General features: G+C 32.9%; 26 protein-coding genes, 1 other RNA gene and 1 pseudogene. 19 read left to right on the top strand and 9 right to left on the bottom strand.

Annotated elements, in window-relative coordinates:
* Positions 1-10 precede the first annotated feature (10 nt).
* Entirely contained in the window at positions 11-2,518 is a 2,508-nt protein-coding gene (locus ADIWIN_RS02455; protein ID WP_020894802.1) for a M14 metallopeptidase family protein, read from the top strand.
* Positions 2,519-2,748: 230 nt separating this feature from the next.
* Here the strand turns inward: ADIWIN_RS02455 and ADIWIN_RS02450 are convergent, their stop codons facing one another.
* On the bottom strand, positions 2,749-3,084 hold the full coding sequence (locus ADIWIN_RS02450) for a tRNA-binding protein (RefSeq protein WP_020894800.1): 336 nt from the start codon (positions 3,082-3,084) through the stop codon (positions 2,749-2,751).
* Positions 3,085-3,119: 35 nt separating this feature from the next.
* On the opposite strand from ADIWIN_RS02450, the gene ADIWIN_RS02445 reads away from it, so the two are divergent.
* The 3 genes from ADIWIN_RS02445 (at position 3,120) to ADIWIN_RS02435 (ending at position 4,915) form a co-directional block, all read left to right on the top strand.
* Entirely contained in the window at positions 3,120-3,683 is a 564-nt protein-coding gene (locus ADIWIN_RS02445; RefSeq protein ID WP_020894799.1) for a thioredoxin family protein, read from the top strand.
* A 386-nt stretch (positions 3,684-4,069) separates the two neighbouring features.
* Positions 4,070-4,405 (top strand): hypothetical protein, encoded by a 336-nt coding sequence (locus ADIWIN_RS20235; protein WP_152487199.1) that lies wholly within the window; start codon positions 4,070-4,072, stop codon positions 4,403-4,405.
* A gap of 144 nt (positions 4,406-4,549) precedes the next feature.
* Complete coding sequence (locus ADIWIN_RS02435; RefSeq protein ID WP_152487198.1) at positions 4,550-4,915, top strand: hypothetical protein; 366 nt, start codon at positions 4,550-4,552, stop codon at positions 4,913-4,915.
* Positions 4,916-5,312: 397 nt separating this feature from the next.
* Here ADIWIN_RS02435 and ADIWIN_RS02425 read toward each other — a convergent pair whose 3' ends face one another.
* The gene (locus ADIWIN_RS02425) at positions 5,313-6,257 is read right to left on the bottom strand and encodes an IS110 family RNA-guided transposase (RefSeq protein WP_040756362.1); all 945 of its coding nucleotides are present in this window, start codon (positions 6,255-6,257) and stop codon (positions 5,313-5,315) included.
* 455 nt (positions 6,258-6,712) lie between these two features.
* On the opposite strand from ADIWIN_RS02425, the gene ADIWIN_RS02420 reads away from it, so the two are divergent.
* From ADIWIN_RS02420 to ADIWIN_RS02385, 8 genes and pseudogenes are all read left to right on the top strand, one after another.
* Positions 6,713-7,207, top strand: a complete 495-nt coding sequence (locus ADIWIN_RS02420) for a hypothetical protein (protein WP_020894793.1) — start codon at positions 6,713-6,715, stop codon at positions 7,205-7,207.
* Between the two features lie 144 nt (positions 7,208-7,351).
* Positions 7,352-7,714, top strand: a complete 363-nt coding sequence (locus ADIWIN_RS22285; RefSeq protein WP_438874647.1) for a WapI family immunity protein — start codon at positions 7,352-7,354, stop codon at positions 7,712-7,714.
* 85 nt (positions 7,715-7,799) lie between these two features.
* Complete coding sequence (locus ADIWIN_RS02410; protein WP_020894792.1) at positions 7,800-8,240, top strand: UPF0158 family protein; 441 nt, start codon at positions 7,800-7,802, stop codon at positions 8,238-8,240.
* Between the two features lie 88 nt (positions 8,241-8,328).
* The gene (locus ADIWIN_RS02405; RefSeq protein ID WP_020894791.1) at positions 8,329-8,856 is read left to right on the top strand and encodes a DUF6933 domain-containing protein; all 528 of its coding nucleotides are present in this window, start codon (positions 8,329-8,331) and stop codon (positions 8,854-8,856) included.
* 745 nt (positions 8,857-9,601) lie between these two features.
* Positions 9,602-10,042 carry a thioredoxin family protein gene (locus ADIWIN_RS02400; RefSeq protein ID WP_040756358.1) on the top strand — a complete coding sequence of 147 codons (441 nt, stop codon included), beginning with the start codon at positions 9,602-9,604 and terminating at the stop codon, positions 10,040-10,042.
* A gap of 37 nt (positions 10,043-10,079) precedes the next feature.
* Positions 10,080-11,023, top strand: a pseudogene (locus ADIWIN_RS02395) (FAD:protein FMN transferase).
* Positions 11,020-11,232 carry a DUF4266 domain-containing protein gene (locus ADIWIN_RS02390; RefSeq protein WP_020894787.1) on the top strand — a complete coding sequence of 71 codons (213 nt, stop codon included), beginning with the start codon at positions 11,020-11,022 and terminating at the stop codon, positions 11,230-11,232. The pseudogene ADIWIN_RS02395 and the gene ADIWIN_RS02390 overlap by 4 nt, the downstream one beginning before the upstream one ends.
* A gap of 22 nt (positions 11,233-11,254) precedes the next feature.
* Complete coding sequence (locus tag ADIWIN_RS02385) at positions 11,255-12,550, top strand: DUF3570 domain-containing protein (RefSeq protein WP_438874648.1); 1,296 nt, start codon at positions 11,255-11,257, stop codon at positions 12,548-12,550.
* 166 nt (positions 12,551-12,716) lie between these two features.
* On the opposite strand, the gene ADIWIN_RS02380 is transcribed toward ADIWIN_RS02385, so the two are convergent.
* Both ADIWIN_RS02380 and katG read right to left on the bottom strand, forming a co-directional pair.
* The gene (locus ADIWIN_RS02380; RefSeq protein ID WP_020894785.1) at positions 12,717-13,187 is read right to left on the bottom strand and encodes an ankyrin repeat domain-containing protein; all 471 of its coding nucleotides are present in this window, start codon (positions 13,185-13,187) and stop codon (positions 12,717-12,719) included.
* Between the two features lie 78 nt (positions 13,188-13,265).
* Positions 13,266-15,497 (bottom strand): catalase/peroxidase HPI, encoded by a 2,232-nt coding sequence (katG, locus tag ADIWIN_RS02375; RefSeq protein ID WP_020894784.1) that lies wholly within the window; start codon positions 15,495-15,497, stop codon positions 13,266-13,268.
* A 212-nt stretch (positions 15,498-15,709) separates the two neighbouring features.
* On the opposite strand from katG, the gene ADIWIN_RS02370 reads away from it, so the two are divergent.
* The gene (locus ADIWIN_RS02370) at positions 15,710-15,952 is read left to right on the top strand and encodes a putative signal transducing protein (protein WP_020894783.1); all 243 of its coding nucleotides are present in this window, start codon (positions 15,710-15,712) and stop codon (positions 15,950-15,952) included.
* Between the two features lie 156 nt (positions 15,953-16,108).
* Here ADIWIN_RS02370 and ADIWIN_RS02365 read toward each other — a convergent pair whose 3' ends face one another.
* On the bottom strand, positions 16,109-17,734 hold the full coding sequence (locus tag ADIWIN_RS02365; protein WP_040756408.1) for an ABC-F family ATP-binding cassette domain-containing protein: 1,626 nt from the start codon (positions 17,732-17,734) through the stop codon (positions 16,109-16,111).
* Between the two features lie 353 nt (positions 17,735-18,087).
* Between ADIWIN_RS02365 and ADIWIN_RS02360 the strand changes: the two genes are divergently transcribed.
* Positions 18,088-19,548 carry a TlpA family protein disulfide reductase gene (locus tag ADIWIN_RS02360; protein WP_020894781.1) on the top strand — a complete coding sequence of 487 codons (1,461 nt, stop codon included), beginning with the start codon at positions 18,088-18,090 and terminating at the stop codon, positions 19,546-19,548.
* 19 nt (positions 19,549-19,567) lie between these two features.
* Here ADIWIN_RS02360 and fsa read toward each other — a convergent pair whose 3' ends face one another.
* The 4 genes from fsa to ffs all read right to left on the bottom strand — a co-directional run bounded on the left by fsa (position 19,568) and on the right by ffs (position 21,826).
* Positions 19,568-20,221 (bottom strand): fructose-6-phosphate aldolase, encoded by a 654-nt coding sequence (gene fsa, locus ADIWIN_RS02355; RefSeq protein ID WP_020894780.1) that lies wholly within the window; start codon positions 20,219-20,221, stop codon positions 19,568-19,570.
* Between the two features lie 101 nt (positions 20,222-20,322).
* The gene (locus ADIWIN_RS02350; protein WP_040756354.1) at positions 20,323-20,703 is read right to left on the bottom strand and encodes a hypothetical protein; all 381 of its coding nucleotides are present in this window, start codon (positions 20,701-20,703) and stop codon (positions 20,323-20,325) included.
* Between the two features lie 76 nt (positions 20,704-20,779).
* Positions 20,780-21,583 (bottom strand): SDR family oxidoreductase, encoded by an 804-nt coding sequence (locus tag ADIWIN_RS02345; protein ID WP_020894778.1) that lies wholly within the window; start codon positions 21,581-21,583, stop codon positions 20,780-20,782.
* Between the two features lie 144 nt (positions 21,584-21,727).
* Positions 21,728-21,826: signal recognition particle sRNA small type (ffs, locus tag ADIWIN_RS19885), an RNA gene on the bottom strand.
* An 88-nt stretch (positions 21,827-21,914) separates the two neighbouring features.
* On the opposite strand from ffs, the gene ADIWIN_RS02340 reads away from it, so the two are divergent.
* The 5 genes from ADIWIN_RS02340 (at position 21,915) to ADIWIN_RS02320 (ending at position 26,578) form a co-directional block, all read left to right on the top strand.
* Positions 21,915-22,943 carry a glutaminyl-peptide cyclotransferase gene (locus ADIWIN_RS02340; RefSeq protein WP_040756405.1) on the top strand — a complete coding sequence of 343 codons (1,029 nt, stop codon included), beginning with the start codon at positions 21,915-21,917 and terminating at the stop codon, positions 22,941-22,943.
* Between the two features lie 7 nt (positions 22,944-22,950).
* Positions 22,951-23,340, top strand: coding sequence for an acyl-CoA thioesterase (locus ADIWIN_RS02335; RefSeq protein WP_020894775.1), 390 nt, complete (start codon positions 22,951-22,953; stop codon positions 23,338-23,340).
* An 83-nt stretch (positions 23,341-23,423) separates the two neighbouring features.
* Positions 23,424-24,197 carry a carboxypeptidase-like regulatory domain-containing protein gene (locus ADIWIN_RS02330; RefSeq protein WP_020894774.1) on the top strand — a complete coding sequence of 258 codons (774 nt, stop codon included), beginning with the start codon at positions 23,424-23,426 and terminating at the stop codon, positions 24,195-24,197.
* 152 nt (positions 24,198-24,349) lie between these two features.
* The gene (locus tag ADIWIN_RS02325; protein WP_020894773.1) at positions 24,350-25,927 is read left to right on the top strand and encodes a right-handed parallel beta-helix repeat-containing protein; all 1,578 of its coding nucleotides are present in this window, start codon (positions 24,350-24,352) and stop codon (positions 25,925-25,927) included.
* A gap of 57 nt (positions 25,928-25,984) precedes the next feature.
* Positions 25,985-26,578, top strand: coding sequence for a hypothetical protein (locus tag ADIWIN_RS02320; RefSeq protein ID WP_020894772.1), 594 nt, complete (start codon positions 25,985-25,987; stop codon positions 26,576-26,578).
* The last annotated feature ends 34 nt before the right edge of the window (positions 26,579-26,612 follow it).

Below are 26,612 nucleotides of genomic sequence, written 5' to 3'. Positions count from 1 at the left end.
CTTCCATACTATGCAACGCATCCTTCTAATCCTAATTCTAGCGACCACTACCCTTTTTTCGCAATCGCAAACAGAACTATCTTATTATTTACCACAGAATGCGGAGTTAAACCCAGCTATACCAACACCACAAAGTGTTATAGATCATAATGTTGGTGAATGGCATATCACTCACGATAAGCTTGCTGAGTACATGAAAGCCTTAGCAAATGCATCTGATAGAATTACAATTGAAGATAGAGGAAAAACGTTCGAAGGCAGACCACTACTTCTACTGACAATTACGGCCTCAGAAAATCATAAAAACTTAGACGCTATCCAATCCGAACATATTGAAGCAACAGAGTCTAATTCGGCAAATGCAAAAAATCGACCGATTGTAGTTTACCAAGGGTTTTCAATTCATGGTAACGAACCAAGTGGCTCAAATGCAGCACTATTAGTAGCGTATTATTTAGCTGCTGCAGAAGGTGCCGAAATTGATGACTTATTAAAAAATACAATAATTTTATTCGATCCATCTTTAAATCCAGATGGTTTACAACGCTTTGCGTATTGGGCAAATACCAATAAAAACATTAATCTAAATCCTGATCCAAACGATAGAGAATACAGCGAGGTTTGGCCTGGCTCCCGTACCAATCACTATTGGTTTGATATGAACAGAGATTGGTTGCCTGTGCAACTACCAGAATCTAGAGCACGTATAGAAACGTTTCATAACTGGATGCCTAATATCTTAACCGATCATCATGAAATGGGTACCAATGCTAGTTTCTTTTTTCAGCCCGGCATTCCATCACGTACACATCCATTAACTCCTCAATTAAACCAAGATCTTACTAAAGGTATTGCAACATATCACGCTAAAGCTTTAGATAAGATAGGCTCATTATATTATTCTGAAGAAAGTTTTGATGACTTCTATTACGGAAAAGGTTCAACCTTTCCGGATATTAATGGAGGTATAGGGATTTTATTTGAACAAGCGAGTTCTCGTGGTCATGTTCAAGAAAGTGAGAATGGTTTATTAACTTTTCCTTTTACTATAAAAAACCAATATACAGCTGCTTTTTCTACGCTTGCTGCTGCGAATGGTATGCGAAAAGACATTCTAGAATATCAGCATAATTTCTTTAAAAATGCAAGAGCCGAAGCGTCTAAAGAAGGTGAAAATGCAATTGTATTTGGCGATGAGAAAGATGCTGCAAAAACGTACCATTTAGCTGAAATATTAAAACGTCATCGTATTATATTTCACGATTTAAAATCTGATTTTTCAGAAGATGGCAAAAACTATAAGAAAGGTTACAGTTATGTGGTTCCAAAAAACCAAAAGAATACACGATTGATAAATGCTATGTTTGAAAAGCGAACCACGTTTCAAGATAGTTTGTTTTATGATATTTCTGCTTGGACATTTCCTTTAGCTTTCAATTTAGATTATACAGAAACAACGACTGCAAATGCAGGAGATGAAGTCACCAATTTAGAACACTTAAACGGAGGTGTTAATTCTAAAAGTGAATACGCTTATTTATTTGAATGGCACGAATACTACTCTCCTAAACTTTTAAATTCAATTTTAAAGAAAGGTTTAAGAGCTAAAGTGGCCTTAAAGCGTTTTAAAGCCAATGGTAAATCTTACGATTATGGAACCATTATGATTCCTGCAAAAAACCAAGATTTAACCACTACTGAGATCTATAACTTTTTAAATGAAGCAGCCCAAGAAAGCCATATTAAAATTGATGTTGTTTCTACAGGTTTAAATGAAGGTATTGATTTAGGTAGCCGAAATTTTAGCAATCTAGAATTACCAAAAATAGCACTTTTAGTTGGTGACGGAATAACCTCTTACGATGCTGGCGAAATATGGCATTTGTTTGATACACGGTATGATATTGTAGCTACAAAATTAGATACCAAAAGCATTAGTCGTGCAGATTTAAGCCGTTATAATACAATTATAATGGTAAATTCTAATTCTGGTTTAGACGAAAACAATACAAAAAAACTACAATCTTGGATTAAAGAAGGTGGGACTTTAGTGGCTTATAAAAATGCTTTGAAATGGTTGAACTCTAAAAAATTAATGACCATTGATTTTAAGAAAAGTAAACTCGTCGCAAAAAACATTAGCTATGAAGAGCGTAGAGATTTTAGAGGTGCACAAGTTATCGGAGGTGCAATTTTTGAAACGGAATTAGATCGCTCCCATCCTATCAATTTTGGCTATAAAAATGATAAATTGGCGGTATTTAGAAATTCAACATTATTTATAAATGAAGACAAAAACAGCTACAACAATCCTATTCAGTACAGTAAAAACCCATTGCTAAGTGGTTATATTTCAGAACAAAATTTAGATAGTATTAGTAAATCAGTTCCTTTTAAAATCGGAAAAATTGGCAGAGGAAATATCATTGGCTTTACAGACAACACTAATTTTAGAGCCTTTTGGTATGGGACTAATAAGTTATTGATGAACGCTATTTTCTTTAGAGAGGAGATGTAGTTGGTTGTTGGTTGTTGGTTGTTGGTTGTTGGTTGTTGGTTGTTGGTTGTTGGTTGTTGAAAATAATGTTTTTATAATGGATAACACGAGCTATTTCAAAAGCAAGAAATCCAACAATCCTTTTGTAAGTTTTGGTATCGGTATCATCATTTTCAAATATTGAAGCTTAGAAACTTTAAAACTTCGAACCCTTGAGACTCTAAAACTTTGGAACTTTGAGACTAAAAAAACTAAGACACTTGCATTCCGTTTTTAACTTTAGTTTCAGGATGTAATAACAACACGTCATCTGCTTTTACGGCACCAACCACTAAGCATTCGCTCATAAAATTAGCAATTTGCTTTTTAGGAAAATTAACCACTGCCACAATTTGTCGATTAATTAAATCGTCTTTTTGATACAGGGTCGTAATTTGTGCAGAAGTCTTTTTTACACCTAAATCACCGAAATCTATGGTTAATTGATAAGCAGGCCTATGCGCATTTGGGAAATCATTTACGGTTATTATTGTACCAATACGCAAATCAACTTTTGTAAAGTCTTCAAATGTTATTATCTTTTCCATTTAGTAAAATTAACGAATAAAATAAACATAATATAATGGCTAACACAAAATCTAATATGTTGCCTTTAGGCACAAAAGCACCAGATTTTAATCTCATAGACACCGTAGATAATACAAAAAAATCATTAAACGAACTTAAAGGCACTACCGGAACTTTAGTTATGTTTATATGTAACCACTGCCCTTTTGTTATACATGTCAGCTCAGAATTATCACAACTGGCTAAAGATTACATTTCAAAAGGCATTAATTGTATTGCTATTTCTAGCAATGATGCTGAGAATTTCCCACAAGATCGTCCAGAATTAATGACTAAAAATGCCATAGAAAACGATTATATCTTTCCGTATTTGTACGATCAAACTCAAGAGGTTGCCAAAGCATATGATGCTGCCTGCACTCCAGATTTTTTCTTATTTGATGGTGATTTAAAATTAGTTTACACAGGTCAATTAGATGATTCTAGACCCGGTAATGGCCAACCCGTAACAGGAAAAGATATCAGAACAGTCATGAATGCTTTGATAAATAAAGAAGCTGTAGATCCGAACCAAAAGCCAAGTATGGGTTGCAGTATTAAGTGGATGAGGACTAACTAGAATAAACTGAGCTACTTTAATTAGTTGTATTAAAAACGTTTGATATCCTGAATCTATTAAGGGATAACACGTATATTTATAGTTATATAACGAGTTGTAAATAATTTATGAAAACACTTCAAACGAAATTTACCGTACTTTTTTTATTATTTGTAAGTATATGCTACAGTCAAAACTATAAGTTTGATAAAATAGTAAAGAATAGTTTTTCCACACAATTATTTCCGAATCAAGAATGGACTAACCTATTCAATTCAGAAGACGACTCATATCATATGCAGATATATAACCGAAACGATTCTCTAGTATCTAGAATATTTGATACAAAAGAAAATCAAGTGCATTATTTTCATATTGACAAATCGGATTCTTTAAAATTATATTTTATGGAAACGAAAAATATGTCGAAAAATGTCAATGGAAACAAATTTGAATTCTCTGAAATAAAAGAAAAAAAGGGAATTAAAGAGATTACTTTTAAAATTCTTAATGATAGAGACAAGAAAATTGCGAAATATAAGTTCGTAATTAAAGAAACTGACAAAAATTATTTCTCAGTTTTTAAACTCTCTGCTCTTGAGACACAATTATTCAATAAAATAAAAACACCTATGAATTTTATAGTTTTAGAAGCAAAAGGAACGAATATCAGCGGACGATTTGTCAAATACAAACTAGAAACAATCGAGGATATTGACCTAAATATTACAATACCGAAATAAAAACTATTTACAACACCGTGTATAATTAATTGCTAGTTCTAGCCTGCTTACGAATATTCCTGCGGAATATTCTATCTGTGATTTATTTGCTAAATTAGTTGCTTAACCACGCAACTAACCATACACAAAACCGTTGTACACCATTTGAGAAAAGCAATCTACATAGCATTAATATATGGAATTTTGGCTTCTTGCAAACAGAAAACCAAAACAGAAAAGGCGGAAATTAAACCGACTGAAATTCCTGCGTGGAAAGTTGATTTGGACACGATTTTGGAAAAGAACAATCCGAAAAATCTTGACCTTTCCAAACATCAACTGTTTATCGACACAACTCGGAATTCAGAAGCGTTTAAAAGACTGATTAACTGGAAATCAAACCGAATGGATAATGACGCAATTTCATATCACGAAAAAGAAATTGCAAAAAAGCACAAACCAATAAAAATTGACCTCAAAGAATTTCCAAGACATTGGATAAGTTTAAAAAACTTAACAATGAATTTGTGATTTACGAACCTTGTGATGGAAATACAACCGCTTTTGAAATAAATGAAAGTTCAGTTCTATTCTTCTACCAACTGGAACCTGATGCTGACTTGATATCTGAATTAAAGAAAATTACGGAAAATGAAATCGAATTGGAATTAAGAACTGTTCCACAAAAACGGAAACTGAAAAAACTGAACTGACCATAAAACCGACCGAATTTGAAAATGTCTATTTGCTAACTTATAGTTTTGGCGAATGGTACGTGACACCAAAAGAAAAAGTGTCTGAATTTGATATTGTGGTTAATCATTGTCCGACAATGAAAAGAATGGAATTTAAAGGGTTTGACAAAAAATAACGTGAATAAAAAACGGTGTACAACAAAGTACTGTGCTAAAAAACAAGTAAAATCCCATTAATTTTTCACTAACGTACTTTTATATGTTGCATCAAATATTAACCCAGATTTTGCGATAGCAAAAGCTTGTTTTAGTAGCTTATTACACACTGCGATTAATGCTAATTTTTTACTCTTTCCTTTTGCCACTATTCGCTCATAAAGATCTCTACATGCTTTGTTGTATTTGCAAGCTGTAAAACTGCACATAAATAATAAATTCCGAAGTTTTTGATTGCCCATTTTACTAATTCTTGGTCTCCCCTTTACACTACTTCCACTTTGTCTAATCATTGGAGTTAGACCCGCATAACTACACAATTCACTTGCACTTGAAAAGCGTTCAAAACCTCCGGTTAAAACGATCAACATGATAGCCGTTTTTCTTCCAATTCCTGGTATCGTTGTTATACGGGTAAATAAATCTTTATGGGTATCCTTTACCAAAAATAATAGCCTCTCTTCTAAAGCTTGCATCGTCTTATCAAGCTGGTTTAAACTCTGTTTTAAGGACCTCACAACAATTTTACTTGGCTCTCCCAAAACAGATTCTCCATGTAACTTATTCTTTAGCATAGTTCTTTGTTTTGTATATACCCAAAGGGCTCTGGTGATTTGAAGACATTCTTGTACCTCTTTTGAGTTACCTTTCCAAAGCTTCAATTCTACATGCATCGCATATTCACAAATAAGTTTTGAATCACTCTTATCTGTCTTTAACTTAGAAAGGCGCATTTGGATATAACGTTTTACTGATAATGGATTTTCTACTGATACTTTGAATCCAGTTTCTAGCAAATAATAAGCTAACTGATAGTGATAATAACCTGTAGCTTCCATAACGCAATAGCTATTAAAATCTAAGAGTTTTGAGAACTTTTTAAAGCCAAGTTCATTGTTTTTAAACTGATAGTAATTACCATCAGAATCTGTAACATCAAAAACCTTTTGGCTGATGTCAATTTATTCATCTTTTATTATTTTATTAATAAGAATTCATGATGTGCTTCGCAGTTCAAAATATTTAATATCTTTATTCATAAGAAAATGTTTTTTTGAAAGGACATACTACGCGAGTTTCAACGACTTAAAATCGAGGTCTAAAAGCCTCACAGAACTGTACGAAATCTGTGTAGAAAAGAGAGGGGATTTTCAATGTTGACGAGATCTAAAGTCTCTGCGTGTATATTAACCTTATTCCTCTCTTTTGTCTTTTCTGATTTATGCTTAAATTTAATGAATTGTAAACTTAAGCCGTGTATATTTAATTGCTTTGGTAAGTATTTATTTGGAAAATTCCTTCGGAATTTTCTCGCGTCCGTTTTTGTTTACTAAATTAGTTGCTTAACCACGCAACTAATCATACACAATCACGTTGTAAGTAATTTCCAAACTGAACTCGAAAACAATAATAATTAATGGATTATGGAATAATTTACTTTATAATATTTGTTGTTATAATGATAGTAATCTACCAAAACAACAGAGTCAATAACAATCGAGCAAAGGAATTATTAACTGAATTGGAATCTGAATTTCCCAAAAAATTTAAAGTAAATGGAGAAGTGAAATTTTCGAAACTTCATAAATTGTTAGATGTGGATTTAAAAATTTTACACACTCAAAACGATATAATAATTAGTGGATTTGATTACTATCGAGATAGACAAACGACCTTTGTGTTTTACAACAATAAAGACTTGGACTCATTAAATAAACTTTCAATTCCAAAATACTTAATTTCTAGTATAGAGATTTTAGACAATGATAAAATAATTATAGAAAGTGGAGAAAAAATAAAAATTACGCTGAATTACAAAAAACACGGAAAAGAAAAGCTGGAATTAAAAGAAATTGAATTTGACAAACTGATTAGAAAACTGAGTAAAAACGACGTACAACACCATGTATAGTTAACTGCTTTGTTCTTCTCTACTTGCGAATATTCCTGCGGAATATTCACTGGTTCGTAAAAGTTCAATAATTTAGTAGTTAAACCACGCAATTAACTCATACCAAAAACCGATGTATGTAAGCTAGAAAAGTATCGTAATCGAATGATCTTGAATGGGGTTAATCAACAAACTGTTGACTTTCGGATAACGAATTATCAGTTTCCTGAAATAAAGGATTGCCACTATGATTCAAATTGGTTATTAGTCTATTTAAAAGTGAAAAGTAATTGTAAAAATTGGCAAACAGTAGGTTCTTCTCTTTTGGTTGGCGATTTAAATGAAATTATCAAATGGTTTGACAAACTTTCAAATAACATAGAAACTGATTCCGATTCACTTGGATTTTTGGAACTAAATTTAAAATTTAAACTATCAAAAAAAAGTACGGAGGAAAAGCATATCAGAATTATGTTTAACTTGGAATCACGACTAAAAATGAAGATGATGAAAAAGAATATTTTGTAGATTGTGTTTTCAATACTGATGACTTAAAGCTAATTGTAGAAGAATTAGAAAAAGAAGCTAAACAATACCTTAAAAGAGCAAGCTAATGACAAAAAAACAATCAGAATTAATAAAGAACATAGCACAAGAATTAGATAGCGGATTTAATTGCTACTACAATTCTCAAACTGACGAAATTATTGCAATTCCAAATTTTTCTCAATTTTCATTCGAGGAAGAATTTATGGAAGCATTTAATGAGAGTTTAGAAAAAGTAGAAAAACATAAAGCAGATTTTTTAAAATTTGAGCCTTTAGAAAGCTCTGAATCCTTTAAAATTATGGAGCTTTTTGTTAACCAGTTGCCTGACGAAAGTTTAAAGATGGAATTAGAAAACACTTTAGCAAATAAAAAACCATTTCAGAATTTTAAGCACAGAATAGACCACTCTGATTTTAGAACAAGCTGGTTTGAATTTAAGAAAAATGAGTTAGAAAAAATAGTACATAAACGATTAGCCAGTTCCCTCGGCTCAAGTCTAATATAATATTATTTAATGATGTCTTTACAACATACAACGCCCGAGCAGAGCAAACAAGCGAATCAAGATAGACACAACCATATCCCATACCATATTGATACGAACTAAAATATATACAACTAAAAAGTTAGAAAAGTTAATTAAAAAGCTTATCACAACGAACAAAGAAACCGACTCAGGAATTCTTGGAAAATGGAATGCTACCGTATTCTATATTGACAGAAAAAAATGTTGGTTAATAACAAATGGACTGACAAAATATACTGTTGTTTTAACGGACATAAAAGCATCGGAATTAGGCAAGATTGAACAAATTTTTAAAGATGCTCTTTTCGCACAACTGATTTACGACGGAATAATAACAGACGTTGATAATCTGAATTCAATTATCGGCGGAATAGGTTTTCTGCCAACCGATAATGACCGCAGCACCACAGGATTTCAAAATCAAAGAATAGAACAAATGGAATGGTGGAAACATGAATTTGGAAATCTAGAAAACATGCCAATACAGGACTTAGTAAACCGAATGAATACAATTCCAATCCATATCGGAAAAGGAAGAAAAACGTCTGATTTCACCAATTCTCTTATAGAAATGAAAAAACTATTAACAGAATAAGAAAATAACTAATTCTCTTCCAATCCAATTTGTACTATTTTTTTAATAGCGATCTTCCAATCAAAAAAGGACTTATTGATTTACACGCTACTTTTTATATATTAAACCGTAGCCAATTTGAAAGAGACATTTGAACTCAGAATTAAATAATATAGAAAAGCGGAACCATTAACAACTAAAGAATGGTTCACCTTCTTTATAATTCTTATTAACCCCAATTCACGTTTAAACTCGAAAAGTGCCAATAAAAGTGAATATTAACGCTATAAAAAATTCGGATTTAAAAAGAAAATGGAACGAGTAGATACTCCACAAATTGTTTGAGTTTTATTTACTTTTTTATAATCTTAATTGCAATTATAATTTATTACATAAAATTATAAATTGGTCAATAACGGAACACAGCAACTAAATCCATTTTTTACATCAACAATATCCTATTTTATTTCATAAAAACGCAAATATAAAATATAGGTTATAGCGTGGTTATAGCATGCTTATAACAGCTTTATAGTAACCTTATAGCATGCTAGACTAGGCTAAACCTAAGGGAAAACACCCCGAAAACATTCGTAAAGCATACTTCACAATTCAATTACAAAAAATTGAGTTCAAAAAAAGCCTTAATAAGCAATTTTTAATTATAGCAAAGATGTACCCATCTTACAACAAAAAATAATACATGCGTTGATAGGTATTGGTCAAACAGTTGACTAAGGAGTTGTGAGAATTAATTAATAGTCCAATGAAAAGAATAATTGCAGTCTTAGTCCTAATGATTTTTGGTGTTAGTACCGCAAGCGCTCAAGAATGGCAAACCGATTTTGCAGTTGCAAAAGAAATTGCAGCCAAAGAAAGTAAGCCTATCATATTAGTCTTTCAGGGTTCAGATTGGTGTGGACCATGTATTAAGCTAGACCGAGAGATTTGGAATACAGATACATTTAAAACGTATGCCAATGAAAATTATGTGATGCTAAAAGCAGATTTTCCGAAACGAAAGAAAAATGCCTTGTCTGAAGCACAAACAAAAGTAAACGCACTACTTGCTGAAACATATAATAAACAAGGGTTTTTCCCTTTTGTTGTAGTCCTAGATTCTAATGGTAAGGTCTTAGGTGAGAATAGTTACAAGAAAACGACACCCGAGAATTATATTAAAGAATTAAACGCTTTTATAAAGTAATTTGAAATATACATTCGCCATAGTATTGCTATTCTCAATGATGGTTTGTAGTGCTCAAGAGCCCTATAAGCGTACGCTAAAATTAATGGGTAGTCGGTTTGATATAACAGTTGTAGCAAATGATTCTATTCAGGCAAATAAAGATATAGATACAGCAGTCGCAGAAATTTCTAGAATTGAAAAGTTAATCTCCTCTTGGGATGAGGATTCTCAAACCTCAGAAATTAATCGTAACGCAGGAATTAAACCTGTTAAGGTTGATGCAGAACTCTTCAATTTAATTGAAAGAGCCATAAGTATTTCAAAATTGACAGATGGTGCTTTTGATATTAGCTATGCGTCAATGGATAACATTTGGAAGTTTGATGGTAGCATGACCACTATGCCTTCAGAAAAAGAAATTACAGCGTCTGTTGAAAAAGTAGGTTATCAAAACATCGTTCTAGATAAAAAAAGAGTACGATCTTCCTTAAACTAAAAGGAATGAAAATCGGTTTTGGTGCTATAGGAAAAGGGTATGCTGCCGATAAGGCTAAAACTTTACTCATGTCTAAAGGTGTCACTTCAGGAATCATAAACGCGTCTGGCGATATGAATACATGGGGACAACAAACCAATGGTGAAGATTGGAAAGTCGCCATTACCAACCCAATGGATAAAAATAAAGTGTTTGCATTGCTTCCTATTACAGATGGAGCTGTTGTGACCTCTGGAAATTATGAAAAGTATGTCAATTTTAATGGTAAACGCTACACGCATATTATCGATCCAAGAACAGGATATCCTTCTACCGGAATTATCAGTGTCACCGTATTTGCACCAAAAGCAGAATTAGCAGATGCCCTTGCAACTTCAGTTTTTGTAATGGGAAAAGAAGCGGGTTTAGATCGCATTAATCAATTGCCTAAAATAGAATGTATTATCATCGATGATAACGGAAATATTTCAAAATCAAAGAACATAGAAATCAATAAATTATGATTAAAAAATTTATATACGCTGCATTAATAACAACGTCTCTTAGTAGTTGTGTTGTGGTGAAGGAATATGAAAAAGTGAATATCAACGACCCTGATATGGCACTATCAGATAAGAATGCAGATCGTAATATCTCTACGATGCATTCTTACCGTGAGGCGGCCGTAGGAGCAAACGGAGGAAAAACGGGAGGTGGCTGTGGCTGCAATTAATAAATTGAGAAAATTGAAAAAGATAATTTTAATAGTATGTGTATTTGCCTTGGCTAAATCCTATGCGCAAGACTCCACCAAAGTGTATAAAAAACGTGTGTTAGAAACTACAGAAGTAGATTTTTTAACCAGTTACTATGCTCAAGATGGAGATAATGCTGCAGTTAGTGGAGGTATTGGAACAGAAGAATTAACAGATGTTACAGGAACCTTTGTGGTGTCCATCCCTTTAAATGATGATGACGTATTAACTATTGATGCAGGAGTTTCAGCGTATACGTCAGCGTCATCAAGTAATATTGATCCTTTTGATGATGGTACAGCAGATCCATTTCAAGCCTCATCTGGAGCCTCAAGTAGCGATCTTTGGGCAAATTTAACCGGTAGTTATACGCATAGCTCGGACGATAGAAATGATATTTGGTCTGCAAAAGCATCGGTATCCTCTGAATACGATTATTTTTCTGCTGGAGTTGGAGGAAGCTACACGAAACTATTCAACGAGAAGAATACTGAAGTAAGCGTAAACGCTAATGTTTATCTGGATACCTGGAATGCTATCTATCCTACTGAATTAAGACCTTTTGGAAACAATGGCAATGGGATAAATAATCGCTTGTTTACAGAAAACACAATTACAGGCAACCCAAATTATAATCCTATATTTAATGAGTTTCAAGATGAAGGACGTAATTCTTATGCCTTAGGATTTGGATTCTCTCAAATTCTTCATAAAAACGTACAAGGATCGTTAGCTTTAGACTTTGTACAGCAAGAAGGTTTATTATCTACACCATTTCAACGCGTGTATTTTGATGATGTAGCGGATTCGTTTATTGATGATTTTCAATTGGCTGATGCGAATGAAAGATTACCTGATTCAAGATTTAAAGTGGCTGTTGGTGGTCGCTTAAACTGGTATTTAAATGAAACGGTTACCGTCAGAACATTCTATCGCTATTATTTTGATGATTGGGGTATAAATTCACACACGGCTAGTATTGAAGTGCCCATAAAAATTACAGATAAATTTACGTTATATCCATCTTACAGATTCTATAATCAAACAGCAGCCGATTATTTTGAACCTTATGAAACGGCCTTATCTACCGATGAGTTTTATACGTCGGATTATGATCTTTCTGAATATTCTGCCAACCAATTTGGTTTCGGTGTCTCGTACACCGATATTTTTACAAAGGCGCATATCTGGAAATTTGGACTAAAAAGTATTGATTTAAAATTCTATCAATATGATAGAGACACCTCTTTTTCTTCAAGTATTATTACAGCAGGATTTAAGTTTGTAATGGATTAATTACCTATTGGAGATTTGGTTGTTTAGGACATCCAATAGCGTTATACAATAATAACAATTTCAGTAAGCATTAAAATTGAATTGTATCTAAAACAAAAAAACTGAGTTAAAAAAAAGCCTTGATAAGCTAATTTTGAACTCAGTTTTTAATTGTATTAAGAATATGTTACCCTAAGAGCGTAGCAATCTCATGATACTGTTTGTCCTTCGCATAATCTAAAGCTGTTTTACCGTCATTATCTTTAATGTTAGTATCTGCTTTATGTTCTAAAAGCAATTTTACAATATCAATTTTATTGTATTGCGTCGCAAATGTCAGAGCCGTGATGCCGTTGTTATTTACAGCATTAATATCGGATCCCTGTTCTAATAAAGTTGTCGCTAAGGCAACATTCCCTTTAAAACTAACACCGATTAAAGCGGTATTTCCTGATGCATCTTTAGCATTAAGATCAGCCTTATTCTCAATAAGAACATGTGTGGCTACGTCATTATCAAAATAAGTTGCTAGAATGAGCGGAGTAAATCCACGAGCATCTTTTTCGCTAATTAATTTAGGGTTTATATGTATTAAGGCTTCTAGTCTATCTTTATCTCCAGAACGAATAGCCTCGAAAAACACATCAATATCTCTCATGATTTTTCTTTTTTTAAATAAAAAGGAATGAGTTTTTTAAGCTCACTCCTCTTTACGCTTTTTTATTAATTCTTTTAATTATTTTAAATCAAAACGATCTAAGTGCATCACTTTAGTCCAAGCTGCAACGAAATCTTTAACAAAGCGCTCTTGGCCATCGTTGGCTCCGTACACTTCGGCAATAGCTCTTAATTCGGTATTAGATCCAAAAATTAAATCGGCACGTGTACCTCTAAATTTTACAGCACCTGTTTTACGGTTACGACCTTCAAAAAAGCGATCATCTTCTGACGTTGCTTTCCATGTGTAAGTAAAATCAAGAATAGTCTTAAAGAAATCATTGGTTAAATGACCAACCGTATCAGTAAACACGCCATTAGTTGAACCATCATAATTAGCACCTAATACACGTAAACCACCTACTAAAACAGTCATTTCAGGCACTGATAACGTCAATAAGTTAGCACGATCGATTAATAAATCTTCAGCGGCTATTTTTAAATCTGACTTAATGTAATTTCTAAAACCATCCGCTAAAGGTTCTAAATAATCGAAAGCCTCAATATCCGTTTGTTCTTGTGTAGCATCTCCTCTACCATCAGCAAAACTTAAAGAAACAGTAACACCTGCATTCTTCGCGGCTTGCTCTACTCCAACATTTCCTGCTAACACAATTAAATCAGCTATAGACACGTCTCCACTAAAATCAGCTTTAATACGCTCTAAAATGGCTAATACTTTATTTAATTCCGTAGGATTATTAACCTCCCAACTGCGTTGTGGTTCTAAACGTAAACGCGAACCATTAGCTCCACCTCTCTTATCAGAACCTCTGTAAGTTGATGCAGACGCCCAAGCTGTAGTCACCATTTGAGAAATCGTTAATCCAGAATCCGCTATCAAACATTTTAATGTAGACACATCAGCATCGCTTAACGAATAATCTACTGTTGGTACAGGATCTTGCCATAACAATTCTTCTTTAGGAATTTCAGGACCTAAATAACGAGAAATTGGTCCCATATCTCTGTGCGTTAATTTGTACCATGCACGAGCAAAGGCATCTTCAAAGGCTTTATGATCTGCATGAAAACGTTTAGAAATCTCTAAATAAATAGGATCTACTTTAAGTGCAATATCTGCCGTAGTCATCATTAATCCTTGTGTAGCATTAGCATCGCCTGCTTTTGGTGCTCTTTTAGCATTAGAAGCTGCTGTTGGCTTCCATTGGTGTGCTCCTGCCGGACTTTTAGTTAATTCCCAGTCATAATTTAATAAGACATCAAAATACTCATTATCCCAACGTGTCGGGTTTGGTGTCCATGCTCCTTCTATTCCACTAGTAATAGTATCATCTAAAACACCCGTCCCAAATGAATTCTTCCACCCTGTACTCATTTCTTCAATAGGGGCTCCATGTGGCTCTTTACCAACATAATCATTAGGATCTGCCGCACCATGTGCTTTACCAAAGGTATGTCCACCGGCGACAAGCGCTACAGTTTCTTCATCATTCATTGCCATTCTTGCAAATGTCTGTCTCACATCTTTTGCAGAACCCATCGGATCTGGATTTCCATTTGGACCTTCTGGGTTTACATAAATCCATCCCATCATTACCGCTGCTAACGGATCTTCTAGATCACCATCTTCATAACGTGCTTCATTTTCTCCCCAAACGGTTTCACTTCCCCAATACGTATCTTGTTCTGGTTCCCATACATCTTCTCGTCCTCCTGCATAACCAAACGTTGGAAAACCCATAGATTCTAAGGCACAGTTTCCTGCGAGAATCATTAAATCTGCCCAAGAAATTTTGTTACCATATTTCTGCTTAATAGGCCATAATAATAATCTGGCTTTATCTAAATTTCCATTATCTGGCCAACTATTAATAGGTGCAAAACGTTGGTTTCCGGCTCCTGCTCCACCTCTTCCATCTCCAACTCTGTAAGTTCCTGCACTATGCCACGCCATTCTAATCATTAAGCCTCCGTAATGCCCATAATCTGCAGGCCACCAATCTTGTGAGTCCGTCATTAAATCAGTAACATCTTTTTTAAGCGCTTCAAAATCTAAACTATTAAACGCTTCTGCATAATTAAAATCATCTCCCATAGGATTAGACTTCGTTGCATTTTGACGTAAAATATTAAGTTTTAATTCGTTTGGCCACCAATCTCTATTTTCAACACCACCTCCAGCAGTGTGTTTAGTAGTGCCACTTAAGTAAGGACATTTAGATGAGCTTTCGTTAATATCGAAATTTTTGCCTTGGGGAGCGTCGTTTGAGTGCGGATTTTTTTCCATGTATTACAAGTTTTATGTGTTTTAATTTTTATAAAATTATGCCTTTATGCACTTTTAGGCATAAGATACACATTTTTTTAATTTATTTTTTGATAGCTAAAAACTATACAAAAACAAAACACCATAGTTAATGCGAATAAAATTATGATTTATTTAGTAAATACTATCGAGAAAATTTCGTAACTTTTATTTATCAATTAAAACATATCATTATGAGCACTACAGAATATACCAAAGTTTACTACGGAAATTTTATTTTAGTTACACGAGTTAAAGATGAGTTAGAACATGTTGGCATTATCCCAATTATTAAAGACGAAGGAGAATCGCAACGTTTAGCAGGCTATGCTTCTATGAACCAGGGGTTTCAAGACCTTTATGTTCATAATGAGGAGTTAGATAAAGCCATGGTTATTGTGAATAGAGTGAAGGCTGAAATGGAAGCTGCTTCTTAATTATAAGAAGCAATCACTCAAAATTGTAATTCACTAGCTGAAACAATTAGTTTGGATTTTACAATTCTTATTTTATTAATAGACACTTCGTGTTAAAACAAAAAAATGCTGATATTTTTCAATATCAGCATTTTTATTTAAAATTAAAAAGATTGCTTAAGCGTTTACGCCATACATCTTTTCACGTTGTTCTTTTATCTTTTTATCACTCATGTACTCATCAAACGTCATGTAACGATCAATAACTCCATTTGGTGTTAATTCTATAATTCTATTACCAACAGTTTGCGCAAACTCATGATCATGTGTTGTTAACATGATTGTTCCTTTAAAGTTTGTTAGCGAATTATTAAATGCTGTAATACTTTCTAAATCTAAGTGGTTGGTCGGTTCGTCTAACATTAATACGTTAGCTCTCATCATCATCATACGACTTAGCATACAACGTACTTTTTCACCTCCAGATAAAACATCTGATGTTTTTAAAGCTTCCTCACCACTGAAAATCATTTTCCCAAGGAATCCACGAATGTGAACTTCTTCACGTTCTTCTTCAGTTGTTGCCCACTGGCGTAACCAATCTACTAATGATAGTTTATTATTAAAGAATTCGCTATTGTCTAATGGTAAATACGATTGCGTTGTAGTCACACCCCAATCAAACTTACCTGAATCTGCTTGTTCTTTACCATTTAGTATCTGATAAAAAGCTGTTGTTGCTCTAGAATCTTTAGAGTACACGACTACTTTATCACCTTTATTTAAGTTGATGTCAATATTGCTAAATAACACCTCATTTTCTAAACTTGCTGATAAACCTTGAACATTCAAGATCTGATCTCCTGCTTCGCGATCGCGTTCAAAAATAATTGCAGGATAACGACGACTAGAGCGTTTAATGTCTGAAATATTTAACTTTTCAATCATCTTCTTTCTACTCGTTGCTTGCTTAGATTTAGCAACGTTAGCAGAGAAACGACGAATAAAATCTTCTAATTCTTTTTTCTTTTCTTCAGCCTTTTTATTCTGTTGTGCATGTTGTCTTGCCGCTAATTGAGACGACTCATACCAGAAAGTATAGTTACCGGAGAAATGATTGATTTTCCCGAAATCGATATCCGAAATATGTGTACAAACTGAATCTAAAAAGTGTCTATCGTGAGATACTACAATGACGCAGCTTTCATAATTTGCTAAGAAATTTTCTAACCAAGAGATTGTTTCGTAATCTAAATCATTGGTAGGCTCATCCATGATTAACAAATCTGGATTTCCGAATAAAGCTTGTGCTAATAAGACACGTACTTTTTGCTTACCATCTAAATCCTTCATTAAGGTATAGTGGTAATCTTCCTTAATCCCTAAGTTTGATAACATCGCAGCAGCATCACTATCTGCATTCCAACCGTTCATTTCCTCAAACTGCACTTGAAGCTCTCCTATTTTCTCAGCATTTTCATCTGTGTAATCTGCATAAAGTGCATCCAACTGAGATTTTAATTTATATAAAGGTTTATTTCCTTTTAAGATCGTTTCTAAAACAGTGTCTTCATCATGTAAATTGTGATTCTGCTCTAAAACAGACATACGTTTACCTGGCTCTAAATGAACACTTCCTGATGTTGGATCCATTTTGTCTGCTATAATCTTTAAAAATGTAGATTTTCCGGCACCATTGGCACCAATAATACCATAGCAATTACCATTATTAAATGTGGTGCTTACTTCATCAAAAAGTATGCGTTTTCCAAATTGAACTGAAAGATTAGAAACTGATAACATGTCTTTAAATTTTAATCTATTAACCTTATTATAAATGAAGGCGAATTTTTGAGATTGCAAAAGTAGAAAATTAAACGCAAAATCTGCTATTTTACGGCATTATGAATCTTAAAAAAGTGGTAAAATTTAAATTGAAAGATGATTCTGAATCTCATTTCTGTACTTAGGTTCAAAAACAGAACTCAACTCAAGCTATTGAAGGCTCTAATAATAAAGCTAACGAGCTGCAACATATCTAAGATTTATGCATTTCATTGAAATTATAAGACTTACTCGTAAGATTTAACGAGGTATTAACAGCAGATGCGTAAAGCATCCTATATTTTTGTTTTCTAAACTATTATAAATTCTACATGCAAACCCTCCGTATAGTTCTTACTGTTGCCTTGTTATCAACTATTTTTGGATGTCAATTCAAAGGTGGAAACACTAGTGACTATGCCTATATTGGTGGTGAAATTATCAATCCTAAAAACAATAGTGTTATACTCTATAATACTAATGGGCAGGTTTTAGATTCTATTACTTTAGATACTAATAATCGATTTATTTTTAAAATAGATAATCTTCATCCGGGGTTATACTCTTTAACTCATGGTGGCGAATACCAAATGTTATTGTTAGAGCCTAATGATAGTATAATGTTTAGACTAAATACTTATGATTTTGATGAGTCTTTAGTATTTACAGGAAACGGTGCCAAAAAGAACAACTACCTTCTTAAGACCTATTTATCTAATGAAAAAGAAGCGAAACAATTAGTGAAATATTCTAAGATGGAACCTGAAGTTTTTAATGAATTTGTTGAAAACAGACGACAAATGCAATTAAATGAGTTTCACCAATTTTTAATTCGAAATGAAGAATCAGAATTCTTCAAATCTATTATAGAAGCCAATATTAACTACAATGCCTATGCTGACAAAGAAATTTATCCATTCGCTTATTTTGGCAACAATAAATTAATTCACATTAAAGATTTACCAGAAGGCTTTTTCGGACATAGAAAAAATATCGATTACAATGCCACACATTTAAGTCGGTTCTTTGCTTATAATCGATTCTTATTTTCTCATATAGATAATCTGGCTATTCACGATTATTATAAGAATAACGCTTATCATAGTAAGTTTAATAGACATGCGATGGATTACAATAAGTCTAAATTAGATTTAATTGATAGTATTATTTCAGATCCAATTATTAAAAATAATTTATTAAAATATAAAGCACGAGAATATATCAGCTATAATCACACTGAAGATGAAGCCAATGAAGTGCTTAATTATTACTTAGAAAAAAGCACTAACGAGGAGGATAAATTATACATGAATGATTTAGTATCTTCTTTAAAATTGCTACGTCAAGGTAATCCGTTGCCTAACATTTCTATTGTAAATTATAATGACACAGAACATTTTATAAATTCGATTATTACAAAACCTACGATTATATATTTCTGGTCTTCTAATTCTAAATCGCAATATAAAAATAGTCATTATATGGTAGACAAGTTGAAAGCGAATTTTCCTCAGACTGATTTTATCTCTATTAATGTGAATGACAATAATGATAAATTCTGGAAGAATATTATTGAGAACTATAACTTCCCTACGATTAATGAATTTAAATTTAAGAATTCAAAAGCAGCACGTAAAACTTTAGCCGTCAATTATTTAAACAAGTGTATTATTGTTGATGAAAATGGTATCATTTTACATCCTAATGCTAACATCTTCAACTCTGAGTTTAACGAAACCCTTGAGGAGTTATTACAACAAAAGCATCTTATTGTAAAACAAGATGCTCTTTAAAACTGTTGTAGAAATTTATTTAATTTCCTTTCTTATAATCTGCTAAGAACTTTTCTAAACCACTATCTGTTAATGGATGTCTAAGTAATCCGGTGATAGAACTTAAAGGTCCTGTCATAACGTCTGCACCCAATTTAGCGCAATCTATAACGTGCATTGTATGACGTACAGAAGCTGCTAATATTTGAGTTTCAAAAGAATAGTTATCATAGATATGACGAATCTCAGCGATAAGGTTTAAACCATCTGTAGAGATATCATCTAAACGACCAATAAAAGGAGATACATATGTTGCACCTGCTTTAGCCGCTAATAATGCCTGACCAGGAGAGAATACTAAGGTTACGTTTGTTTTAATTCCCCTATCCGAAAAATACTTACAAGCCTTAATGCCATCTTTAATCATTGGTAATTTTACCACAATCTGATCGTGCAATTCTGCTAAGGCCTCACCTTCCCTTACCATGCCTTCAAAATCTGTAGATATGACTTCTGCAGAAACATCACCTTCTACAATATTACAGATATCCACATAATGCTTCATAATATTATCTGTTCCTGTAATGCCTTCTTTAGCCATTAATGATGGGTTTGTTGTAACACCATCTAAAATACCCATATCTTGAGCGTCTTTAATCTGCTCTAGGTTTGCTGTATCGATAAAAAATTTCATGTAATATGATTTTGAATTATTGTGTTTTTAGTTGTGGCGAATTTACAACTTTAAGCTCACATTTAAAGAAATGATTTTTCAGAATATATTAACAAAAACCTCTAATTGACAATTATAGTAAACTCTTTTGAAGTAGAATAGGCACACAAAGAATCTTCGTATTGCTCAGAATCTTCATCATAATACTCAGGTGGATCAACATAGAGATAAACCTTAAATGTAAAAGTTCCTGAAGTCCGTGCTGTTCCTTCTATCGATAATGTTCTAAAATTAGTGAATGTCTCTAAACCATCTGGTAAGTCTCCATAGATTTCATAGGTATAGCCATAATCATCGTCGTTAGGCTCATTTTTAATTTCTGAAGTCAACTCTTCGTAATAGTAATTATTAACATAACCGACACCAAAAGATTTATTAGGTATTTCGGGTCTTTTGTTAATTATACACTCTATAATATCTTCGCATCCAAAGCATAAAAACAAACTACAATAGGAAGAATTTTAAAGCGTTTCATTCTGGTTGATTTGGTTTTACACCTCAAATAATGTACCACAATACCTACAACTTATAATGATTCATCAATAACTTCTCGTAAGTTGAATCTGGAAGTATGCGTTTTAAAACAATTGAAAACTTTTGCATAAAGGCTCCAACCTTATAATGGATTTTCGGATTTTTAGTCTGAATGATTTTATAAATCGCTTCTGCCATTTGTTTAGGATCACTACCACTATCCACATGCTCGTCCATCATACCCAAAGTTTTTCCGTAGGTTGCTTTGTAAGGAGAATCTTCTAAAGCAGGCGCATGATAACGTCCAGCAGCTATATTAGTAGCAAAATCACCAGGAGCAACATTGGTCATATTAATATGAAACCCTTTCAATTCCATTCTAAAGGCTTCGGTAATTAGCTCCAATGCTCCTTTACTAGCGCTATAAACTCCTCTATATGGTAATCCCATATAACCTGCAATTGAGGTCACATTAATAATTAAGCCAGAATTTTGCTGTCTCATCGTAGGCAAAACAGCCTTAATCATATTTATGGGGCCAAATAAATTAGTTTCAAAATTGCGTTTAATTTCTGCATCAGGAATCTCTTCTATAGGTCCAGTAATACCTGCACCTGCATTATTTAAGAGTACATCTATTCGAGATTCGTATGTTAATAATTCTGCAACACAATTAGAAATCGTTTCAGGCTTTGTAACATCTAACGCTACAATAGGAAATTTACTATTCGGATACCGATCAGGATTCCTGCTTGTGCCATAAACTTTAAATCCTTTGGTTTGAAGAAATTCACCAACAGATTTTCCTATTCCTGAAGAACCACCTGTTATTAATACAACTTTAGACATACTGTTTTATAAATTATAATGTCGAAAATACAAATTCTGAAATTAGTAGACCTTTTAAGACTAGGCTAACCGCGATTAGAACCTATATAAACTGAAAAAATCTCGATTCGCCGAGGCGTTCAAGATTTGACTTTAGGGCACAAAAAAAGGCAAGCTACCTACATCACACCGCTACGACCATTTACCTTTGCTGCGTTCCCGCCCTGGAGGGTTCAACAGGAGCTGGTTGTGTAGGACTTGCCAGGTGCAAAGATACAATCTTTTAATACTTACGCAATGATTTTTAAACTGAATTTTATTTAATAACTTGCTAAAAATTCAAACAGACATTATGCATATTTCTAAATATTTCATTCTCTTATCTTTAAGCTTAATTTTATCCAATTGCGGTGAAACAAATGCTTCAAAAATTTCAAGTTTATCGATAAATACATCGGTAAAATCTTTAATGCTTGGTGATACACTGAAGCTTTCAATAGATAATCCCAAGAATTTAGAGATCACTAACGTAAGTTATCAGCTAAATGGTAAACCGATTGAAAGTAATGATGTTTTAGATCAGATTACTTTAGGTAAAAAAGAAATCACTGCAATAGTTAATTTTGAAGATAAAACGGAAACAATTACTAAATCTATTCAGGTTTTTAATAACATAATTCCTTCTTATTACAAGTATGAAGTTATAAACACCTACCCTCACGATATTACATCTTATACGCAAGGTTTGGAATTTTACAATGGTGAATTATATGAAAGCACAGGTCAGCGAAAAGAATCGAAACTTAGAAAGCTAAATTTTGAAACTGGCGAAGTCTTAAAAAACATCAACTTAGAAGACCAATATTTTGGAGAAGGCTTAACCATTTTAAATGATAACATCTACCAATTAACATGGCAAGCAAAAATAGGCTTTGTGTACGATGTGAATACTTTTGAAAAGGTAAAAACATTTAATTATCAAACGAGTAAGGAAGGATGGGGCATTTGTAATGATGGTGAAACACTTTATAAATCTGATGGTACAGAGAAAATCTATTTTTTAAATCCTGATGATCTTAGCGAAAAAGGCCATATTGAAGTCTATACTGAAAAAGGTGTCATCGCGAACTTAAATGAAATGGAATGGATTGACGGAAAGATTTTCGCCAATATTTACCAACGTAATGGTGTCCTTATCATTAACCCAACAACAGGAGGAGTTGAAGGTGTTATAGACTTTAAACCTTTAAGAAAACTAGTCACACAACATCCTGAATTAGATGTTTTAAACGGTATTGCTTACCACCCAGAACGCAAAACTATTTTTGTAACAGGAAAAAACTGGGACAAGCTTTTTGAGGTTAAAATAATGAAACAATAATAGCACTGTGCACGTATTCGAAAAAACCATTACCGTTACTGAAGATGATATAGATGATCTTAACCATGTAAACAATGTACGCTATGTGCAATGGGTTCAAGATATTGCTAAGGACCATTGGCTCGCCTATGCTACAAAAGATATTTTAGAAACCTATTCTTGGTTTTTGGTGAATCATTATATAGAGTATAAAAGTCCGGCTTTGCTTGGAGACCAACTTTTATTAAAGACGTATGTTCCAAAAGTTGCAGGTGTTAGTACTATAAGACATGTCGAAATTACCAATGTCAAAACCCAACAATTGATTGTAAGCTCTAAAGCAAAATGGTGTCTGATGGATTCTAAAACACAGCGTCCTACGCGTATACCTCCAGAAATTGGTGAGCTTTTTAATTAACATTTTATTAGGTTAAAGTTTTTTTAAAACGCAGATTGCTTTCAACTTAATCACTTTACTTTAACGCATCAATCAAATCAAGTATGCGTAAAATTACTATTCTATTCTTTTTATTAGGTCTACCTCTCTTACACTTTTCTCAAACTTTAAATGGAAAAGTATATGATGCTAGCGGAACCGTTAAAAATGTAAAAGTTTTCAATAAAACACAAAACCGGGTTACGGTAACAAATAACAACGGTAATTTTAGCCTCGAAGCTAAAGTGACAGATACCATTTCTATTGAGTCCGTATTCTATCACCCAAAAACTATTGCCTTACAAGCGTATCATTTTGATGGCACAGCCGTTTTTGAACTTAAAGAAATACTCACAGAACTCGATGAAGTTGAAGTAAAAGCAGCACCAGAACAACCCGTTTTTGTAGAAGAAACATACAATACGGAACTTAAAAATATCATTCAGGAAGACATAAAAAATCATCCAGAAAAATACAAACCTGCAGCATCTGCTTACGGTCCAGATCTCTTTGCTATTATTGACTTAGTTGCTAATCTTCTAAAAAAGAAGGATAAGTACATCGCACCAACGTATCAACCGATTACCTATACGCAAATGGACTCCTTATTTACTACTAGTTCATTTTTTAATACACAATTAATAACTGATAATTTAAAAATTCCGGAAGACAGGAAATATCTATTTTTTGATTTTTGCGATGCCAAGCAAATGAGTTCTAAACTTCTTAAAGAAGAAAACAAAATGCAATTCTTAGAAGAGCTAGTGGTAAATAGTCAGCTATTCTTAATACTATTGGATGAATATGGCGAAAAGAGCGTTAAGAAAAATAAAGATTAACAGCTCACATTGATGACAAGGCAGGAATCTCATATATTAACGAGTGGATTCCTGCTTTCGCAGGAATGATAATCTTCATATATTTATAGGCAACTATAATAAATCCTAACTTCAAAAGTTATATTTTTAAGCCTTAATTATATTTATTACTTATGAAGCGATTGCTATCATTTTTTCTCTGTTTCGGAATTTTAATTTTTTGGAGTTCTTGTCGTAACGATTTTGAATTTACTCCAAGCAAAGGCCAACTAGAGTTTGCAAAAGACACCATTTATTTAGATACTGTTTTTACAAATATTGGTTCTAGCACATATAACCTTAAAGTTTATAATCGCAGTGATGACGATATTGTAATTCCGACCATACAATTCGAAAATGGTGTGAATTCACGTTACAGAATGAATATTGATGGCACTACAGGATTAGAAGGTGCTCAAGAAGGTAAATTCTTTGAAGATGTAGAATTATTAGCAAAAGACAGTTTGTTTATTTTTATTGAAACTACAATTGATATTTCAACTTTAGGAGGTTTAGAAAATCAGTTTTTATATACGGATAAAATTCTTTTCGATTCTGGAAATAATCAACAAGATATCGATGTTGTAACCTTAGTTAAAGATGCTGTTTTTATTTACCCAAGTAAAGATGCTGTGACTGGTATTGTTGAAACGCTAAGTTTTGATGTTGATGGAGATGGCACACCAGACGAAACCACATTACAAGGTCGTTTTCTTGCGGATGATGAACTAACCTTTACTAATGAAAAACCATATGTTATTTATGGTTACGCAGGCGTTGGTGCAGGTAAAACCTTAACTATGGAGGCCGGAGCACGTGTGCACTTTCATGCGGATTCTGGAATTATTGTAACTAACAATGGATCCTTAAATATAAATGGTGCATTAAGTACAGACCAAGAGACTTTAGAAAATGAAGTTATTTTAGAAGGCGATCGTTTAGAACCACTTTACGAAGATATTCCTGGTCAATGGGGCACCATTTGGTTGTTTAATGGAAGTGAAAACAACACCATTAATTACGCCACTATAAAAAATGCGACTATTGGTGTATTGTCTGAAGGTGATCAAAATGCTACAAACAATAAATTAACGATAAGGAATTCTCAAATCTATAATGTAAGTAGTTATGGAATATTAGGACGTGCGACTTCTATACGCGCAGAAAACCTGGTTATTAATAATGCTGGACAATCTTCTTTTGCAGGAACGTATGGTGGAAAATACAATTTTACACATTGTACCATTGCTAATTACTGGAATAATAGTTTTAGGCAATTCCCTGCCCTACTTTTAAATGATTTTATTGTTGATGAAAACAATGCTGTTTTCACCAATGATTTAATAGAAGCAAACTTTAATAACTGTATCATTTATGGTAATGATAACCCTGAGTTTTTACTAGAAAATGAAGGAGATATATTCAATTATAAATTTACAAATTGCTTACTACGATTCGATAACAACGATCTTCAAGGCAATGGTAATTACGATTTTGACGATGAATCATTTTATGTTGGCAATGTATTTAATGAACAACCAGATTTTGAGAATTCTTCTGAGAATATGATGCGTATTGGTGCCGATTCTGGAGCAAACGGCATTGGACTTTCTGCTTTTGCTTCTCAAGTTCCTAATGATATCTTAGAAAAAAGTAGATCTGCTTCTCCAGATGCTGGTGCATATCAAAGTGTAGTATTTGATGAAGATTAACTAGTTTGGAATAATTGTTGAATATGTTTTAGTAGTTTAACTTTAAAACACCACATTATGACTTCAAAAATTAATCTCAGCTTTTTTGTTCTATTAGGTTTTTTAGCATTCAATACTAAAGCTTTAGCTCAAGATGAAAATTTAGACCTATTCAACCAGCAATTATTTTTCTATTCCAATTTAGATCATGATTTTTATGATGGTGAAATTACCATGAAAAATAATGAAACTATAAATGGTTTTGTTAGTTTAAATCACATTGATAATCAACACTACGCAGTGATACTAAGTACTGATGACGGTTGTATCTATATTCCTAATGAAGATGTAAGTTCAGTGACGTTATTTAATGCACACAAAGGTGAAACTACAGCAACCAAATTTGTAGCTATTGAAGGTTATGATAAGTTGTTTCGTGAACTCTATATAAAAGATGAGGATTCTGCAATTTATGATTTAATAGAAGCACCTTACGATTCTAAAATTATAAATGATGTTTATATAAAAGAGAACAATACACTCGTTAGCATTGATGATTTTTGGACATCGGGACCTAAAAAAGATTTGATAAATTATATTAATAAAAGAGATAACACTGATTTTAAGCGAAAAGACTTTAAATCTTTAAATACCTTATTTGCTAAACTATAATTAGTCATTAGTAATAAAAAAAAAGCTCTACTAA

It is taken from the genome of Winogradskyella psychrotolerans RS-3, from assembly GCF_000427335.1.
In the GTDB taxonomy this organism is placed as follows: domain Bacteria; phylum Bacteroidota; class Bacteroidia; order Flavobacteriales; family Flavobacteriaceae; genus Winogradskyella; species Winogradskyella psychrotolerans.
Note: the sequence above shows the minus strand (reverse complement) of the source record. Positions and strands in the feature narration are given on the sequence as shown.

Bases quoted from the DNA above. Each gene is read 5' to 3' on its own strand.
- ADIWIN_RS02340 (WP_040756405.1), top strand. From the start codon at position 21,915: ATGCATATTTCTAAATATTTCATTCTCTTATCTTTAAGCTTAATTTTA.
- ADIWIN_RS22285 (WP_438874647.1), top strand. From the start codon at position 7,352: ATGATCTTGAATGGGGTTAATCAACAAACTGTTGACTTTCGGATAACG.
- katG (WP_020894784.1), bottom strand. From the start codon at position 15,497: ATGGAAAAAAATCCGCACTCAAACGACGCTCCCCAAGGCAAAAATTTC.
- ADIWIN_RS02365 (WP_040756408.1), bottom strand. From the start codon at position 17,734: ATGTTATCAGTTTCTAATCTTTCAGTTCAATTTGGAAAACGCATACTT.
- ADIWIN_RS02410 (WP_020894792.1), top strand. From the start codon at position 7,800: ATGACAAAAAAACAATCAGAATTAATAAAGAACATAGCACAAGAATTA.
- ADIWIN_RS02445 (WP_020894799.1), top strand. From the start codon at position 3,120: ATGGCTAACACAAAATCTAATATGTTGCCTTTAGGCACAAAAGCACCA.
- ADIWIN_RS02330 (WP_020894774.1), top strand. From the start codon at position 23,424: ATGCGTAAAATTACTATTCTATTCTTTTTATTAGGTCTACCTCTCTTA.
- ADIWIN_RS02455 (WP_020894802.1), top strand. From the start codon at position 11: ATGCAACGCATCCTTCTAATCCTAATTCTAGCGACCACTACCCTTTTT.
- ADIWIN_RS02420 (WP_020894793.1), top strand. From the start codon at position 6,713: ATGGATTATGGAATAATTTACTTTATAATATTTGTTGTTATAATGATA.
- ADIWIN_RS20235 (WP_152487199.1), top strand. From the start codon at position 4,070: ATGGAAACGAAAAATATGTCGAAAAATGTCAATGGAAACAAATTTGAA.
- fsa (WP_020894780.1), bottom strand. From the start codon at position 20,221: ATGAAATTTTTTATCGATACAGCAAACCTAGAGCAGATTAAAGACGCT.
- ADIWIN_RS02325 (WP_020894773.1), top strand. From the start codon at position 24,350: ATGAAGCGATTGCTATCATTTTTTCTCTGTTTCGGAATTTTAATTTTT.
- ADIWIN_RS02360 (WP_020894781.1), top strand. From the start codon at position 18,088: ATGCAAACCCTCCGTATAGTTCTTACTGTTGCCTTGTTATCAACTATT.
- ADIWIN_RS02400 (WP_040756358.1), top strand. From the start codon at position 9,602: ATGAAAAGAATAATTGCAGTCTTAGTCCTAATGATTTTTGGTGTTAGT.
- ADIWIN_RS02390 (WP_020894787.1), top strand. From the start codon at position 11,020: ATGATTAAAAAATTTATATACGCTGCATTAATAACAACGTCTCTTAGT.
- ADIWIN_RS02450 (WP_020894800.1), bottom strand. From the start codon at position 3,084: ATGGAAAAGATAATAACATTTGAAGACTTTACAAAAGTTGATTTGCGT.
- ADIWIN_RS02370 (WP_020894783.1), top strand. From the start codon at position 15,710: ATGAGCACTACAGAATATACCAAAGTTTACTACGGAAATTTTATTTTA.
- ADIWIN_RS02320 (WP_020894772.1), top strand. From the start codon at position 25,985: ATGACTTCAAAAATTAATCTCAGCTTTTTTGTTCTATTAGGTTTTTTA.
- ADIWIN_RS02380 (WP_020894785.1), bottom strand. From the start codon at position 13,187: ATGAGAGATATTGATGTGTTTTTCGAGGCTATTCGTTCTGGAGATAAA.
- ADIWIN_RS02345 (WP_020894778.1), bottom strand. From the start codon at position 21,583: ATGTCTAAAGTTGTATTAATAACAGGTGGTTCTTCAGGAATAGGAAAA.